Origin of the sequence: Roseateles sp., assembly GCF_052436255.1 — a bacterium.
Classification (GTDB): domain Bacteria; phylum Pseudomonadota; class Gammaproteobacteria; order Burkholderiales; family Burkholderiaceae_C; genus Pelomonas.
On the sequence record NZ_JBQVNP010000055.1, the window covers coordinates 1 to 15,620 of the forward strand.

A 15,620-nucleotide genomic window follows, 5' to 3' on the forward strand; every position below is an offset into this window, starting at 1 on the left:
TGGTCCTGTTGGTGCTGTAATACGCGGGGTCGGCCGGCAAGGTCGTGCCCACCATCATTATCGCCCAGCGGCTGTTGCCGCTGGGCGAGCCGCTCAATGCCGCCGCCATCGAGATGCATGTGTTCAACCTGCGCAAGAAGATCGGGGCCGAGCGCATCCGCACGACGCGCGGCGTGGGCTACGCCTTGGTTGCATGAAGGCTTGGCTCATGCAACCCAGTCTGATGCGCCGCACCGTCGGCGCGCTGCTGCTGGCCTTCGTGCTGGTGCTGGCCGTGCTGCTGGTGCACGACTTCATCGAGACCCGCGAGGCCTACGCGCAGGACCTGGCCATCCGCACCCGCGCCGAGCTGCTGGCGCCCGAACTGGCGGGCCTGGCCGATGCAGCCGAGGCCGGCCGGCTGATGACGGCACTGGCGCGCATCAACGGGAGCTGGCGAACGCGCACGGGGCAAGCCAGCGGCGTGATCATTCACCAACTGCGCGACGCCACGAGCACCGTGCGCGCCGCCTTTCCTGCCGACGCAACCGCGGCCTTCGCGGTCGGCGACGCGGCGGTCACCCAGCAAGCGGTGAACGGTCGGCTGCACTGGGTCGTCGTGAAGGCCGCCGGCCCCTGGCGGCTCGTCATCGCCGAGCCTGCCGAGCCGCTGGCGCCGCTGCTGTGGCGGCTGGCCGACGACATCCTCGACAAACTGCTGCTGGCCCTGCCGCTGGTGCTGCTGCCGGTGGGCATCGCGCTGTGGACGGGCCTGGCGCCGCTGCGCCGGTTGACGCAGGCGCTGACCGCCCGCGACCCGCAGGACCTGCAGCCGCTGGGCCTGCTGCCGCCGCACCGCGAGCTGCGCCCGCTGGCCGAAGCCTTCGAGCGCCTGCTGACGCAATTGCGCCGCAAGCTGGAGCGCGAGCGCCGCTTCGTGCAGGAGGCCGCCCACGAGCTGCGCACGCCGCTGGCCGCCGTGACGACGCAGGCCCACGTACTGGCGCATGCCGAGGCGCCCGCGGCTCGTGCGAATGCCGAAGCCGCGATGGTGCAGATGCTGCAACGCGCCTCGCACCTGAGCCAGCAGTTGCTCGACCTGGCCGTGCTGGACGACGAAGCCGGCCCGCCGCGCAACCAGGCCGTGGACCTGGTGCCGCTGCTGGAGCAGGCGCTGGCCAGCGTCGGCGAGCAAGCGGTGGCGCGCGGCCTGGAGCTGTCGCTGGATGCCCCCGAGTCCCAGCCCGCGATCCTGTCGCTGCCGGCATGGCAATCGGTGCTGCACAACCTGCTGGACAACGCCTTGCGATACGTGCCGGCGGGGGGCCGCATCGAGGTCGCGCTGACGCAGGGTGCCGCCGGGCTGGAGCTGCGCGTCGCCGACGACGGCCCCGGTCTGCCGCCCGAATGGCGTGAGCGCGCATTCGACCGCTTCTGGCGCGCGCCGGGCCAGCCCGTCAGCGGCAGCGGCCTGGGCCTGGCCATCGTGCAGCAGGCGGCGCGGCGCCTGGGCGGGCGCATCCGTGTCGAGGACGGCCTGTCGGGCTGCGGGATAGCCTTCGTGTTGTGCCTGCCCAAGTCTGCTTAGGATCGGGGCTACCACATCGGAGGAACTTCATGGCCGACCCCGCCAATCTCAGGCAGCACCCGCGCACCGACTTTCTCGCCGCCCAGCACGACGCCGAGTCACTGCCCGGCTGGGTTTTCAAGCCGGTGCAGTTCAGCCAGGGACCGGCCGGCCTGGTGCTGAACATGAGCGATGGCGGCCTGCAGGTGCTGACCAGCGCCGCCGAGCCGCTGACCGAGGCGAAGTACGAGGTCGTGCTGCTGCTCGGCCGCGCCGACGTGGACTCGGACGACGAGCAGGTGTCGTGGTTCAACGGCGTCGTCGAGCGCAAATGGTCCCGTCCGGTGCCGCGCATGGGCATCCTGCACGGCATGTGCTTCACCGCCCGCAACTCGACGGCCGAACAGTTCCTGGCCGGCCACAGCGCGGCGCTGGAGTCGGGTCAGTGGGTGCGCTGCGTGCTATTGAAGGTGGCCGGCTGAACAGCATGGCAGGATGCGCGCCTTCGTCGCACGTCTTCCTGCCATGAACACCCTGCCCGAACCGCCCTACTACGCCGTCATCTTCACCAGCCAGCGCACTGCCGTCGACCAGGGCTATGGCGGCATGGCCGACCGCATGGTCGCGCTGGCGGCCGAGCAGCCGGGCTATCTCGGCGTCGACAGCGCCCGGGGCGCGGACGGCCTGGGGCTGACGGTCTCCTACTGGCGCAGCAACGACGACATCGCCGCCTGGCGCCGCAACGCCGAGCACAAGATCGCACGCGACGCCGGCCGCAGTGACTGGTACCAGCACTACACCTTGCGTGTCGCCAAGGTGGAGCGCGCCTATGGCTGGGCGCGCGAGGACGGAAGCAAGGACCCCCAATCATGAATCCATGGATCGGTGTCGGGCTGGCGCTCGCCGCCCTGGTGCTCGGCGGCGCGCTGCTGGGCTGGCAGGGGATCGTCTTCGCAGTGACGGGCATCGTCTTCTGGCTGCTGCTGCAGATGTCGCGGCTGATGCGGGTCATGAAGGTGGCCGGCGCGGCACCGATGGGGTCGGTGGCCAACGCGGTGATGCTCAACAGCAAGCTGCATGTCGGCATGAAGCTGGTCGACCTCATCCGCCTGGCCGGCAGCCTGGGCGTCAAGCAGGCCGCCGAGACCTTCGTCTGGCGGGACCCGGGCGGCGACGCGGTCGAGGTGGTGCTGCACAAAGGCAAGCTCGCCGAATGGCGGTTGATCCGCGCGGGCGACGCGGCGGGCTCTTCGTAAAATCGCCTGCTTTCACCCCGCACGCACTGGAGTAACGATGGTTCCCGCCCCCCTGCACGACCGCGACGGCAAGATCTGGATGGACGGCGATCTCGTCGATTGGCGCGACGCCAAGATCCACGTGCTGACCCATACCCTGCACTACGGCTGCGGTGCCTTCGAGGGCGTGCGCGCCTACGACACGGTCAACGGCACGGCCATCTTCCGGCTGCAGGAGCACACCCAGCGCCTGTTCAACAGCGGCAAGATCCTGCGCATGAAGATCCCCTTCTCGCAGGAGCAGGTCAACGAGGCGACACGCGCGGTCGTCAAGGCCAACGGCCTGAAGAGCGCCTACATCCGGCCGCTGATCTGGATCGGCTCCGAGAAGCTGGGCGTCAGCCCCAAGGGCAATCAGGTGCATCTGATGGTGGCCGCCTGGAGCTGGGGCGCCTACCTGGGCGAGGACGGCCTCAAGCGCGGCATCCGCGTCAAGACCAGCTCCTACACGCGCCACCACGTCAACATCACGATGACGCAGGCCAAGACGGTGTCCAACTACACCAACTCCATCCTGGCCAATATGGAGGCCACCGACGACGGCTACGACGAGGCGCTGCTGCTCGACGCGTCGGGCTTCGTGTCCGAGGGCGCGGGCGAGAACCTCTTCGTCATCAAGGGCGGCGTGGTCTACACGCCCGACCTGTCCGCCGGCGCGCTCAACGGCATCACGCGCAACACCATCTTCGCCATCTGCCAGGACCTGGGCCTGAAGCTGGTCGAGAAGCGCATCACGCGCGATGAGGTCTATATCTGCGACGAGGCCTTCTTCACCGGCACCGCCGCCGAGGTGACGCCCATCCGCGAGTTGGACCGTATCGAGATCGGCTCGGGCTCGCGCGGGCCCATCACCGAGAAGATCCAGTCAGCCTTCTTCGACATCGTCAATGGCCGCAATGCCAAGTACGCCGAGTGGCTGACCGCCGTCTGAAAGCAACCACATGAGCACGACGACCCAGACCCCTGCCGCCACCGTTGAAGTCACGGCCAAGGACTGCCAGGACAACGGCAGCGTCTTCTGCCCCAACCCGCGGATGCCGCTGTGGAGCTCGCATCCGCGCGTCTTCATCGACCTGACCCACGGCGGCCAGGGCCAGTGCCCGTATTGCGGCACGGCCTACAAGCTCAAGGCCGGCGAGGTCGTCGGGGGCGGCCACTGAGTCCCGCGCCCGAGGAATGACTTTGGGCGCCCCGGCGCTCGGCCCGCTTAACGCGCCAGTTCGGCGGCGCGGTTGTTCCTCGCGCCGCGGCGCTGCGCATCCAGGTCGGCTTCCAGCGCTCGCTCGGTGGCTGAAAGCGGCCGCGCCATGCCAACTGCCAGCGCACCCTGGTCGAGGTTCTGGCCCCAGGTCAGGCCGGCGCGCAGCGGCAGCGGCGCAGCCAGACCGTTGGTAAAGCCAGCGGGCAGCCAGGGCATGGTCTGCGCCAGCACGAGGGCTGCGCGCGGCTTGATGCCCGCGTCGCCCACGCGCCCGCGTTGACCCCAGGTGACGGTCTGGTCCGCGCTGGCGCCGCTGAGGAACTGCGGCACCACCGCCACATCGCGCAGCACGCCGTGACGCAGTTGCATCAGTGCCTCCTCGGCCAGCATGGCGGCGTCCTCGCGGGGCACGTTCTGGCCCACGGGCAGGGAGTAGCTGTAGTCGTCGGTGACGCGGTCGGCGCTGAAGAACTGCACGATGTCAGCCGGCTGGTAGCCGCGCTGCGTCGCCGTGGACGCCACGCCGAAGAACTGCACGCGGCCGAGGTCGACCATCTCCTGCGAATAAAACGGCAGCTGCGCGCGCAGTTGTTCGGACGCGGTGTTGGCCGGTATGGCCTCGTAGACGCGCAGGTTGGTGTTGAGCAGCAGATGGACCCGCGGTGGCAGGAAATCGTTGGCGTGGATCAGTTCGTGATACAGCAGGCGGCCCAGCGCCGGGACCAGCGCGGCGCTGTCGCGTGAGGCGCGCTCCAGCACGGGGCTGCGCCCGCCCACCGATCGATTGCCCTGCACATAACGCCATAGCGTGGTGTAGGCCAGATCGCTGCCGTAATCGCTGCGTGGGTCGGGCGCTTCGCTGACCGTGTCGCGCTCGGCGGCCGTCTGCCAGATCGTGTCCGCGTCCAGGTAGATGGCACCGGTGGCGCTCCAGTAGAAGGCCGGCCGCACCCGGCCGCCGATGACGATGGCCGTGGTGGCGTTGAGCAGGCGGCGGAAGTCGCCGCTGGCGTCCTGCTCGCGCAGGAAGGCTTCGAAGCGCTGGCCCATCCAGTCGTTGGACACCAGCACGCGCGCCATCACCTGCTCCACGGTCGGCAACTCGCCACGCGTCTCGGCACCCAGCAGCGGCAGCCGGCCCAGCGTGCAGAGTGTGGCCGTGGTCAGCGCCGGCGTGTAGATGCACTCGCGCAACGCTGCGGCATGCGGGCCGCCGGCCACGTAGGGATAGACGCGCGAAGACAGGTTGCCCGCGCCGAACAGCGGCGCCGCCGCCGCCGCAGGCGGGGGCTGCACGAGCAGGCTGAACTCCTGGCTGACACTGCGCCCGTCGGCCAGCGTGGCCTCGGCGCGCAGGCGCAGCACGCTGTCCTGCGTGACCGCAGGCGCGGTGAAGATGACGCGCCACTGGGTCGTGTCGCCCAGGTTCAGGTCGGGACCATCGACGCGGCGCCAGCGCACCTGCGCCAGCGGGTAGTCGGCCGCGGCCAGGCCGTCGACCCAGGCGCGCAGGGAAGTCTGGCCGCCAGCCCACACCGAGGGTTCGCCGCGGATCACCATCGCCGTGGCGTCGGGCGCCGTGGCGTTGAGCTCGACCTGGCCGCTGTAGCTCGCGCCCCGGGTGTCGGTGAAGTCCACGCTGAAGGCATAGCGGCCGACGGCAGCCGGTGCGACGCTGAGCGCCTGTGAGCGCAGCGAACCGGGCAGCAGCGCTGCGCCATCGGTCTGGCGCCATTGCACCGTTTCCAGCCGCGACCCGGCGCAGGCCAGCACGGCCAGTTCCTGATTGCGTCCCGCGCTGGTCGCGGCGGGCGGCGCCAGACGCGCCACGGAGCCGCCGAGGCATTGGGTGCCCAGAGGCGGCACCGTGACCGGGTCGGGCGGTGGCGTTGGCGCGTCAGCACCGCCACCGCCGCCGCAGGCAGCCACCAACAGGCAAAGCGAGATGGAAACGAAGGTTCTCAGCAAAGACATAGGGACGACATCCGGCAGCGACCTGGCCGGCGCAATGTAGCGCTCGCCCGCAGCACGCCGTCCAGGGGGTGCAGGTAGTTTTCACGCGCCGTCTCGCGGGCGGACCGCCTCCCGGACGGGCCTGCCAACTTCCTACAATCGCGCCATGCCCCGCTCAGCCGCCCAGACCGCCGCCCTGCTCGCCTCGCCCGACGACACCGAGGCCCAGTTCTACGAGGCGCTGCAGCACGCCGACCTCGACCACCTGATGGCGCTGTGGGCCGATGACGAGGAGATCGCCTGCGTCCACCCGGGCGGCCCGCGCATCGTCGGCATGACGGCCATCCGCGCGGCCTTCGAGGCGGTATTCCAGCGCGGCAACGTGAACGTCCACCCCGAGCGGGTGCGGCGCCTGCACAGCGGCGACTGTGCCATCCACCATGTGCTGGAACGCGTGCAGCTGCACACGAAGGATCAGGCCCCCGCGCCGACGTCCTGGGTCATCGCGACCAACGTCTATCTCAAGACGGCGCTTGGCTGGCGCCTGGTGCTGCACCACGCCAGCCCCGGCAACGCCGGCGACATCCAGGAACTGGTGGCGGACGCCGGCACGCTGCACTAGGAGCCCGGCGTGCAGTACCGCGCACCGCGCTGGCTGCCCGGCGGCCACGCCCAGACCATCTGGCCCGCCCTGTTCAGCCGCCAGCACGATGGCCCGCTGCCCGCCTGGACCCGCGAGCGCTGGGACACGCCGGATGGCGATTTCATCGACGTCGACTTCCTGGACGACACGCCCGCCGCAGCGCCGGCGTCGGCGACGTGCCGCTCCCGGGCTGACTCGAGCCCCTCAGGGGGCGGCGGGGGTCGACCCTTACTCGTGCTGTTCCACGGCCTGGAAGGCGACCGCAGCAGCCACTCCAGCGTGGCGTTCGCGAGCATCGCCCGCGCGCGCGGCTGGGGCATGGCGCTGCCGCACTTCCGCGGTTGCTCGGGCGAGCTGAACCACGGCCCGCGTGCCTACCACTCGGGCGACTACGAGGAAGTCGGCTGGATCCTGCAGCGCCTGCGCGAGCGCCACGGCGGGCCCCTGCTGGTCGCCGGCGTGTCCCTTGGGGGCAACGCGCTGATGCGCTGGGCCGAAGAGGCCGGCCACAGCGCCGCGCAGCTGGCCAGCGCCGTCTGCTCGATCTGCTCCCCCATCGACCTTGCCGCAGCGGGTGCGGCCATCGACCGTGGCTTCAACCGGCAGGTCTATGCGCGCCGCTTCCTGCGCACCATGATCCCCAAGGCGCTGCGCAAGCTCCAGCAGCATCCGGGCCTGTTCGACGGTGAGGGGCTCAGGCGGGCGACGACGATCTACGAGTTCGACAACCTCTTCACCGCACCGCTGCACGGCTTCAGGAACACCGAGGACTACTGGACCCGCGCGGCCGCCAAGCCGCACCTGCATCGCATCCGCATCCCGGCGCTGGTGCTGAACGCGCGCAACGACCCCTTCGTGCCGGGCGACAGCCTGCCGCATGCCGCTGAAGTGGGCGCCTATGTGACACTCTGGCAGCCCGGCCATGGTGGGCATGTCGGCTTTCCCGCCGGACGCCTGCCCGGCCATCTGCTGACCATGCCGGAGCAGGTTTGCGACTGGCTCTGCAAGCAACGCTGAAGGAGGTCGCCCGTGGACCCCATCGTCGAAGCGGCCCTCAAGAAGTGGCCCAACGTTCCCCACTGCTACAGCTGGCTGGCGCTGGATGCGCGTGGCGACTGGTATATGCGCGATGAGCGCGTCCAGCAGGCCGGACCCTTCCCCCAAGTCAAGGGCAGCAGGATCAACCACGACAAGCTGCGCGCCTTCATCGAGCGCAACTACGCGGCCGATGACGCCGGCTGCTGGTTCTTCCAGAACGGCCCACAGCGCGTCTATGTCGAGCTGGAAAGCACGCCGTGGATCTGGCGCCTGCAGCCTGATGGCCGCGTATTGAGCCACACCGGCCTCGAGGCCACCGTCGCGTCAAGCTGGCTCGATGAGCTTGGCCATTTCTACCTGCTGACCGACCTCGGCTTCGGCCTGGTGCACACGGCCGACATGGGCCCGGCGGCCGACGCAGTCGAGCAGGGGCGCTGGACGCCCGCCGCGCTGCCGGCCGCCGCGCTGCCGCAGCGCTTTGGCTTCCTGCGCCACCCGCTGCCCGCCACGGCTTGAGATGCCCCCCCGATCCGGGGGTTAGGGCCGAGCTAGGGATGGCCGTCGAAACACGCAGCCCGGGATGATGCATTTCGAGACGGGCAAGGCCTGACCCCACGCCGCCCATCCCTTTGCAATCCAGGAGGAGCCCATGCGGCTGCACAGTCTTCGTCGCATCGCCGTTGCTGCGGTGTTCGCTTGGGTGGGCGCCGTCTCGGCGGCCACCGTCAACGTCTCGTCATCGGCGAGTCATGTGACGGTCGGCTCCAGCGTCACGCTGAGCTTTGCCGTCGCAGGCCTGCACCAGGGCGGCGTTGGGTCGCTGGCCGGCTTCGATCTCGACCTGCGCTACGACAACAGCCTGCTTCAGTTTCAAAGCTTCGGCTTCATCGATGCCGCCAGCGCCAGCAACATGCTTGACCTGCCCGAGCCGGCCGGCCTGGGTTTCATCGGTGATGCGACGGCCGCGGGCGGCGTCGTCGACGCCTTCGGCCTCTCAGGCAACTCGACGGCCGTGCTCGACGCTCAGCAGGCCGACGCCTTCGACTTCCTGACCCTCACCTTCATCGCCTTGCAGGCCAGCTCCGGCACCGATTTCGTCGTCGACCTGTCCGATCCCGCGCTGCAGTTCATCGACGGCAACGGCCTGCCCATCAACATCAGTTTCATCAGCGCCCGCGCCCAGCTTGTCATCGATCCGCAGGGCGGCGGCAACACGGTGCCCGAGCCGGCTGCACCCGCGCTCGCCCTGGTCGCACTGCTCGGCGCCGCTTGGGCGCGCTGGCAATCGACGCGCGCGGGCCGCGCCGCACTGGCCGTGAGCCTCGCGCTTGCTGCTCCACTGTCCAGCCACGCACAGACCAAGGCCGAAACCAAGGCCGCTGAGCCCACGCCCATCGACGTGCGCGTCATCGAGGTCGCCGGTACCCGCGCCAAGGTGCGCGCCGACGACGGCCGCGAGTACTGGGTGACCGTCGGCCCCGCGTTGACGGCCGACAAGGTCGGCCAGCGCCTGCGCGGCCAAGCCCTGCCGCGCGGCGATGCCATCAAAGTGAACGCGCCGACCTTCTCGGCGAACTGACCCCTCCACCGGAGACCTCCCATGAAGCCTAGCCCACAGGCGCTTGCTGCCTGGCTGCTGGGGGCTTGCGTCTGCGCGAGCCATGCCCAGACCTCGTCGCCCTTCCCACCGCCCAGCGAGGACATGGGCAAGTACGTCAAGAACAGCGGCGCCGGTCTCGACACCGGCTGCACCTTCCGCAGCGGCGGCCCGCTGGTCGTGCAACTCAAGGTGCCCGCGCCGGTCAACGACAGCATGCTCGACGGGGATGGCCGCATCCAGTCGTCCAAGCTCGCCAAGCTGATCGCCGACAAGGTCATCGGGCCGCGCGTGAAGGTGTCTTTCCCGATCTACGACATCGACGACAAGGCCGTCACCGACGGCACCTATCAGCCCGAGGTGGACCGCTTGTCCTGGAACGGCGAGTTCATCCAGACCCTTTCCGGTTTCAACAACACCTGGGTGAACGACAGCTTCGAGATCGACATCGGCAAGGTCAAGTTCGCCGGCCGCGAGGTTGCACAGGGCGCGCTCAACGAGTTCAAGGTCGACATCGACACCGCCAACACCGACGAGTACTGGTGCATGAGCATCGACTGGGTGGGCGTCGAGTTTGAGGCGGCCTATCCCTTCGTGCTGGCCCACGGCATCGCCGCCAACCGCGACACCTGGTTGAATGCCGACGCGCCCGGCGTGCTGGCCGAGATGGACAAGGCCGGCGTCCTGTACGAGCGCTTCTCCACCGGCAACCCCAACGGCGCGGTGGCCGATAACGCCGTCGGCCTCAAGTCGCAGATCCAGGGCTATCTGGACACCTACAAGGCCAAGAAGGTCAACCTCATCGTCCACAGCAAGGGCGGCCTGGACAGCCAGGCGCTGGCGGCCATCAGTGCGCCGGCCTTCGAGGTGCTGTCACTGGGCACGCTGTCCACGCCGCACCGCGGCTCGGTGGTGGCCGATCTGACGCTGCTGCAACGCGCCGTCGCCAACATCTACACCAACAACGGCGCCGATCCCAACGGCTTCGCGCAGAGCTTCGTCAGCAGCACGGTGGCCGGCATGGCAAGCGGCTTCGGCGCCGGCCCGCAGCCGCCCGGCCTCGTCGACCTGACGACGACCTCGGCCAACAACGCCATCGCGGCCGGCATCCGCGGCAACGTGGCCAACACCTACACCGTCGGCGCCGATGCCGGCCCGATGTGCGGCAGCGCCCCCACCGACGGCCAGATCGACCCGATGAACCCGATCAGCGGCATACCGCTGCTGGGCAGCTACACCTACAACGCGCTGCGGCTGGCCTACCAGTCCATCTGCAGCTACGCGTCGGCGGTGCAGCTCAACTTCGAGGTACTGCCGACCTTCAACCCTGACGTGCCGCCCATCACTGTGCTGACCTATGCCACGGTGACCGCGCCCGCACCCAATCCCAACGACGTGGTGGTGGGCTTCACGAGCGCCAACCCCGGCTGGGGCACGCCGCTGGGCAACAACGCCAGCACCAACCACTCCACGGTCAAGAACGCGGGCAATGTCCGCAAGATCCTGGACAAGGCCATCCCGCTGCGCTGAGGTCGACATGAGCAAGACATTCCGTCCCCACCGCACCGCCGGTCGCTTCGCCCGCCTGCTGCCCCTGGCTACCGCGGCCTTGCTGGCCACGCTGCCCGCCGTCATGCCCGCCCAGGCCCAGCAAGGCCAGGCCGCTGTCGGGCTGCCGGTCACGCAGGCCTCAACCATCGTCAGCGGCCAGACCTCGGTCAGCTTCAAGCTGCCGGTGTCGGCGCTGGCCAGCATGCGCCTGCAGGTGACCGTGCCCGTGCCCGGCGTCACACTGACCGTGCTGAACCCGAATGGCCAGACCGTGTTCGGCCCCGGCAACGCCAGCGTCGGTTTCCTCGACGGCGCCGCGCTGACGCCGCCCCTGCCCGGCGGCCAGTTCCTGACGCCCGACATCACCGCGCCGGCTAACGGCGAGTGGACCGTGCGCGCCGATTTCCCGGCGTCGCCCCACCCCACCGTCGCGCTGCTCACCACCTACGCCCAGTCCACCCTGCAGGTCGGCCTGGTGCTGAGCTCCAACGTCTACCGCGTCGGCAACCCCGTGCCGCTGGGCCTGCTCGTCGTCAACAACGGCCAGCCGGTCACGGGCCTGACACCCAGCATCAGCGTCAGCAAGGACGGCGGTCCGCCGCTCGTGCTGAGCGCGCGCGACTCGGGCCAGCCGACCGACTACGACGGCCTGGCCGGTGACGGCATCTACAGCCAGGGCACCGTGTTCACTGACCCGGGCACCTATCAGCTGCTTGGCGAAGTCAGCATCCCGCAGCCCGGTGGCATGGCGCAGCGCAGCGCGCAGGCTCTCGTCGAGATCGTGCCCGCCAACTACCGCCTCGGCAGCGTCAGCGGCTCCGTCACCAACGGCAGCGGCGGCTGCGTGGCCAACCTGCATGTCGACACGACCGGCACCGCCAGCCTGGCCGGCACCTATGCCACCGCCGCGACGCTGAAGAGCCCCACCGGCAAGACGCTGATCAAGCGCAGCAGCGCGTCCCTCGGCGCACCCGGCGCGGTCAACACACGCATGAGCTTCAGCGCGGCTGAGATCCGCAGCCAGTTCGGCGAGGGCGGCGTGTTCAGCGTCGATCCGCTGGATGTGCTGTCCTTCATCGCCGGCCAGCCGTGGTTGGAGTTGCGCAAGGCAGCCGCCTTCAGCTTCCCCGGTGTCGCGCTGAATCAGCTCTGCGCCGACCCCATCGAGATCAACAGCGGCGCCACCGTCGCCACCGGCCTGCGCGGCCGCTTCATCGGCCAGCTCAACTTCACGCTGCCCATCCGCGTCACCGCGGCCGGCAACTACCAGGTGTCGTTCAAGGTCATCGACAACCAGGGGGTCGAGGTCGGTCAGTTCGGCCTCACCCCCGCGCTGGCCGTCGGCGCGAACAACGTCAATGCCAGCGTGCTGGCGGATCGCCTGCAGGTCAGCGACGGCCCGTTCACCATCGACTCCGTGCTGGTGGTCGGCAGCGGCAACCGCAGTGCGCAGGCCTCACGCGTGCCGGTGGCCAGCAGCGATTTCTCGCGCTGGCAGTTCTTCCCCACCATCACCGGCGACCTCAACGGCGACGGCGCAGTGGGCGCGGCGGACCGCGACATCGTCACCCAGTCGCGCGGCCAGGTACCACGCGTGCCGGGCGACCGCCGCGACCTCAACGGCGATGGCAAGATCGACCTCCTCGACGCCCGAGAAGTGGTCAATCGCCAATGCGCCGCAGGCAGCTGCCCCCGCAACTGAAGCCACAGCCGAGCCACTGGCTGGTTGTGTTCGCCGCGGCCGCGACTTTTACCGCGTCGGCGGCCGACATCGCCACCGTGGCCCCGCCCGAGCCAGCGCCGAGGCTGGTCCGGCAGGCGCTTCCGGCAGGCGCCACGTCAAGCGTGGTGCTTGAGGTCGGCGGCGACGGCAGTGGCCGCCTCGTCTTCAGCACGCTGCGCAGCAGCGCGCCCCTGAGCGGCATTGCGCTGGTCGACCCGCGCGGCGCCGAGGTCTGGCGCCGCACGCCGGCCGAGCTTGGTGCCGTACCCAGCGCGCAGACATCGCAGCCTGCGCTGGGCGACGCGATTGCGTTGCCCGAGGTGCTGCGCCCCATGCCCGGCCGCTGGCAGCTGCGGCTGGAACGCAGCGCGCCCACCACGACGCCCGGGCGGCTGACGTTGAGCTTTCGCGTGCTACCGCGCTATTCGCTGGCGCTGTGGAGCGCCGGCGACAGCATCGCCGTCGGCCAACCCCTGCTGCTGACGCTGCGGCCCACGGACATGGGTCGCCCGGTGACGCAGCCCGGCACACTGGCCGTGCGCGCGACGCCCTTGCAGCCCGGCGTCGCCGCCGCCGATCTGCAGGCACGGCCGGACCTGACCGGCCCGACCGGCGTGCGCATCAGCACCGAGCCGGGCGCCTACTTCGCGCAATGGCGGCCCCCGGCAGCCGGTGGCTATGACATCCACGCCGCCTGGCAACCGCCGGGCGCCGCCGCCCCGCTGGTCGTCGCGCGCCGTGTGGACGTCGGTGCCGCGCAGGCGCAACTGCGCTTCACCGGCTTGAGGGCCGAGGGTCTGCCCGCCTGTGTGCGTGAAGTCGTGCTGGGCTTTTCAGTGCAGCTCGACGCCGCCCCTGCCGCGGGTGCCGTCCACAGCCTGGCCGCCCGTCTGCGCGGCACGCAGGAGGCACGTCAGATCAGCACCGCCGTCAAGCTCGAAGGACGCAACGCCGAGGTCGAACTGCGGCTGTCGCACGGCGCACTAAAGGCGTTGGGCTGGCCTTTGCAACGCCTCGAAGCCAGCCAGCTCAGCCGCTTCACGCCTGCCTTCAAGCTGCTTCAGACCGGCGAGGCCGTCGACCTGGCGGCGCTGCTGCCGCAGGCCGCGCTTTGCCCCTGAGATCCAGAAACGACAAGGGCTGCCGAAGCAGCCCTGTGCGGTCCATCAGATCTCAGCGACTGTTCTTCACTGGGCAGCCGAAGCGGCCGGTGCGGCCATCTTGGGCTCGGCGAAGTTGGCGCCGCTGCTGTTGCTGACATAGACAACGGCGCGGGCGATCTCAAAGTCGCTGAAGTCGCCACCACCCTGCGGTCCCATGCTGCCCTTGCCCTTCAGCGCGGAATGCACCAGGTTATCGAAACCACTCTTGATGCGCGGGCCCCAGGCGGCGGCATCGCCGAGCTTGGGAGCGCCGGCAGCGCCGGTGGCATGGCAGGCTGCGCACTGCGCCTGGTAGACCTGCTCGCCTGTCTTCATTGTGGCGACATCGTTCACGTCCTTGACCTCGACCTGGCCCACGCGCGCAATGCGTGCGGCCACCGCCTGCGCATCGAAGGCCGCAGTGCCGGCCGCCGGCTTGGCAGCGGTGCTGACGTAGTTGGCCAGCATGATGATGACGATGATCGGCACCACGAAAGCGAACAGCACCGCCCAGGCCAACTGCTTGGGCGTCTTGATCGGCCCCGTGTGGGCGTCATCGTGGTCGTGATCGTGGCTGGCGCTCATGGATTCCTCTTGTCGACTCATCGTTCTGGCTTGCTCGTGCGGCGCAGCGCGCGACACGAAAAACCGGCGAATTATAGGCGGGCCCACCGAGCCGGCCCTGGCATGACACCCCTCACTGCTAGAATGCGCGGCTTCGCGCCCGTAGCTCAATGGATAGAGTACTGCCCTCCGAAGGCAGGGGTTGTTGGTTCGATCCCAACCGGGCGCACCAGACATAAGCCATGCAAGTCACTGACTTGCATGGCTTTTTTATTTCTACAGCCTGCCTGCCTGAGGTAATTGCAGGCCTGGGTGGGCCAAAAGTGGGCCAAACCGCTTCCCGTGACGGCACCTTCTCTTTCCACCAAAGCGTGAAGCGCTCGTCCGTCTGCCCCACCCTAACCTTATCTGGCGCGCTTGAGCGCGAACCACCTCATCCCGGTGCCGCTCTACTGCCGCTCGACGTCAGTCACGCCTGGGTCCAAAGTGAAGTAGCGCCCTCCTCGGCGGCTCGACCCGATACATGGTGACGGCCAGCTTGGCTTGCGAGCCCTAATTGCTCCTGGGTTTCGTCGTCGTGGAGCCTCCCTATAGCTAGTAGCTCAAGGTTCCGATACCGGACCAGTTCAATACCTACGCGACCTGCGGCGCCTCCCCATGAAAGTATTGTTTGAGACTAAAAAGGTCCAGAAGACAGGGCGTATCTGACCTGCCCCCTTCCGCCATACCACTCATTGCGAGGGAGTCCTGGGGGTCAAGGAACAGCTACTGCTCAGAGAGTTGCTCGTTGAGCTCCGCACGCAGGCGCAACTGACACAGGTAGAAGTTGCGAAGCGGCTTGAATGGGAGCAAACGCACGTGAGCCGGGTCGAGCGGGGCGTTCGGCGGCTGGATGTGCTGGAACTGCGGCGCTGGGTCGGTGCGCTCAGCGTCACGCTGCCCAATTTCATCGAGCAACTTGAAGAACGCCTCGGGGCCAATACGCCGCCTCGGCTACGGTTAGGTGTCCGTAGCGATTGGCCAGAAAACAGCCTAAAGATTGTAAATTGAAAATACAGCTCGAATGCTGTAGGCTCTTGCCACAGCATTGGATCTGTATGCCCCAGTTCACCGTCCGCACCGCCGAGCAGCTGCCCTCACTGCTCCAGGCCTTCCGAAAGGAGGCCGGCCTCACGCAGGGCGAGGTCGCCCTGCGCCTGGGTGTCTCCCAGCAAACCTACTCCGCGATGGAGCGCAACGCGGACAAGGTCGGCGCCGCGAGGTTGTTGAGGCTGCTCAACATCCTGGGCGTCGAGTTGGCGCTTGGGAAGACCGGCCCGGCCATTGGCGCTTCGCAGTCCTCCACCAGCAAGCCCTCTTGGTGAGCA

Annotated in this window: 17 protein-coding genes, 1 tRNA gene and 1 pseudogene; 17 read left to right on the forward strand and 2 right to left on the reverse strand. The window is 69.0% G+C overall.

Going from position 1 to position 15,620, the window contains the following annotated elements; translation table 11 throughout:
• Positions 1 to 41 precede the first annotated feature (41 nt).
• The 7 genes and pseudogenes from ACT6S0_RS13975 to ACT6S0_RS14005 form a co-directional block, all read left to right on the forward strand.
• Positions 42 to 197, forward strand: a pseudogene (locus ACT6S0_RS13975) (winged helix-turn-helix domain-containing protein); the annotation flags it as partial.
• 11 nt (positions 198 to 208) lie between these two features.
• Complete coding sequence (locus ACT6S0_RS13980; protein ID WP_444764438.1) at positions 209 to 1,567, forward strand: sensor histidine kinase; 1,359 nt, start codon at positions 209 to 211, stop codon at positions 1,565 to 1,567.
• 29 nt (positions 1,568 to 1,596) lie between these two features.
• Complete coding sequence (locus tag ACT6S0_RS13985) at positions 1,597 to 2,028, forward strand: hypothetical protein (protein WP_444764439.1); 432 nt, start codon at positions 1,597 to 1,599, stop codon at positions 2,026 to 2,028.
• A gap of 43 nt (positions 2,029 to 2,071) precedes the next feature.
• Positions 2,072 to 2,419, forward strand: coding sequence for an antibiotic biosynthesis monooxygenase family protein (locus ACT6S0_RS13990; protein ID WP_444764440.1), 348 nt, complete (start codon positions 2,072 to 2,074; stop codon positions 2,417 to 2,419).
• Positions 2,416 to 2,802, forward strand: a complete 387-nt coding sequence (locus ACT6S0_RS13995; RefSeq protein ID WP_444764441.1) for a hypothetical protein — start codon at positions 2,416 to 2,418, stop codon at positions 2,800 to 2,802. Before ACT6S0_RS13990 ends, ACT6S0_RS13995 begins: the two co-directional genes overlap by 4 nt.
• Positions 2,803 to 2,839: 37 nt before the next feature.
• Positions 2,840 to 3,772: a branched-chain amino acid transaminase gene (locus ACT6S0_RS14000; RefSeq protein WP_444764442.1), complete on the forward strand. Its 933-nt coding sequence runs from the start codon at positions 2,840 to 2,842 to the stop codon at positions 3,770 to 3,772.
• Between the two features lie 10 nt (positions 3,773 to 3,782).
• On the forward strand, positions 3,783 to 4,001 hold the full coding sequence (locus ACT6S0_RS14005) for a zinc-finger domain-containing protein (protein WP_444764443.1): 219 nt from the start codon (positions 3,783 to 3,785) through the stop codon (positions 3,999 to 4,001).
• A gap of 47 nt (positions 4,002 to 4,048) precedes the next feature.
• Here ACT6S0_RS14005 and ACT6S0_RS14010 read toward each other — a convergent pair whose 3' ends face one another.
• The gene (locus ACT6S0_RS14010) at positions 4,049 to 6,016 is read right to left on the reverse strand and encodes a hypothetical protein (RefSeq protein ID WP_444764444.1); all 1,968 of its coding nucleotides are present in this window, start codon (positions 6,014 to 6,016) and stop codon (positions 4,049 to 4,051) included.
• 145 nt (positions 6,017 to 6,161) lie between these two features.
• On the opposite strand from ACT6S0_RS14010, the gene ACT6S0_RS14015 reads away from it, so the two are divergent.
• From ACT6S0_RS14015 to ACT6S0_RS14045, 7 genes are all read left to right on the forward strand, one after another.
• Positions 6,162 to 6,617, forward strand: coding sequence for a YybH family protein (locus ACT6S0_RS14015; protein WP_444764445.1), 456 nt, complete (start codon positions 6,162 to 6,164; stop codon positions 6,615 to 6,617).
• Positions 6,618 to 6,626: 9 nt separating this feature from the next.
• The gene (locus ACT6S0_RS14020; protein ID WP_444764446.1) at positions 6,627 to 7,655 is read left to right on the forward strand and encodes a YheT family hydrolase; all 1,029 of its coding nucleotides are present in this window, start codon (positions 6,627 to 6,629) and stop codon (positions 7,653 to 7,655) included.
• Positions 7,656 to 7,667: 12 nt separating this feature from the next.
• Complete coding sequence (locus ACT6S0_RS14025) at positions 7,668 to 8,192, forward strand: DUF2946 family protein (RefSeq protein ID WP_444764447.1); 525 nt, start codon at positions 7,668 to 7,670, stop codon at positions 8,190 to 8,192.
• A 133-nt stretch (positions 8,193 to 8,325) separates the two neighbouring features.
• On the forward strand, positions 8,326 to 9,255 hold the full coding sequence (locus ACT6S0_RS14030) for a cohesin domain-containing protein (protein ID WP_444764448.1): 930 nt from the start codon (positions 8,326 to 8,328) through the stop codon (positions 9,253 to 9,255).
• 21 nt (positions 9,256 to 9,276) lie between these two features.
• Entirely contained in the window at positions 9,277 to 10,803 is a 1,527-nt protein-coding gene (locus ACT6S0_RS14035) for an esterase/lipase family protein (RefSeq protein WP_444764449.1), read from the forward strand.
• Positions 10,804 to 10,810: 7 nt separating this feature from the next.
• Positions 10,811 to 12,526 carry a dockerin type I domain-containing protein gene (locus tag ACT6S0_RS14040; RefSeq protein ID WP_444764450.1) on the forward strand — a complete coding sequence of 572 codons (1,716 nt, stop codon included), beginning with the start codon at positions 10,811 to 10,813 and terminating at the stop codon, positions 12,524 to 12,526.
• Complete coding sequence (locus tag ACT6S0_RS14045) at positions 12,496 to 13,668, forward strand: hypothetical protein (protein ID WP_444764451.1); 1,173 nt, start codon at positions 12,496 to 12,498, stop codon at positions 13,666 to 13,668. The genes ACT6S0_RS14040 and ACT6S0_RS14045 overlap by 31 nt, the downstream gene beginning before the upstream one ends.
• 66 nt (positions 13,669 to 13,734) lie before the next feature.
• Here the strand turns inward: ACT6S0_RS14045 and ACT6S0_RS14050 are convergent, their stop codons facing one another.
• Positions 13,735 to 14,274, reverse strand: a complete 540-nt coding sequence (locus ACT6S0_RS14050) for a c-type cytochrome (protein WP_444764452.1) — start codon at positions 14,272 to 14,274, stop codon at positions 13,735 to 13,737.
• A 135-nt stretch (positions 14,275 to 14,409) separates the two neighbouring features.
• Between ACT6S0_RS14050 and ACT6S0_RS14055 the strand changes: the two genes are divergently transcribed.
• The 3 genes from ACT6S0_RS14055 to ACT6S0_RS14065 all read left to right on the forward strand — a co-directional run bounded on the left by ACT6S0_RS14055 (position 14,410) and on the right by ACT6S0_RS14065 (position 15,617).
• Positions 14,410 to 14,485: transfer RNA gene (locus tag ACT6S0_RS14055), tRNA-Arg, on the forward strand.
• Between the two features lie 548 nt (positions 14,486 to 15,033).
• The gene (locus tag ACT6S0_RS14060; protein WP_444764453.1) at positions 15,034 to 15,303 is read left to right on the forward strand and encodes a helix-turn-helix domain-containing protein; all 270 of its coding nucleotides are present in this window, start codon (positions 15,034 to 15,036) and stop codon (positions 15,301 to 15,303) included.
• Positions 15,304 to 15,350: 47 nt separating this feature from the next.
• Complete coding sequence (locus ACT6S0_RS14065) at positions 15,351 to 15,617, forward strand: helix-turn-helix domain-containing protein (RefSeq protein WP_444764454.1); 267 nt, start codon at positions 15,351 to 15,353, stop codon at positions 15,615 to 15,617.
• Positions 15,618 to 15,620: the final 3 nt, after the last annotated feature.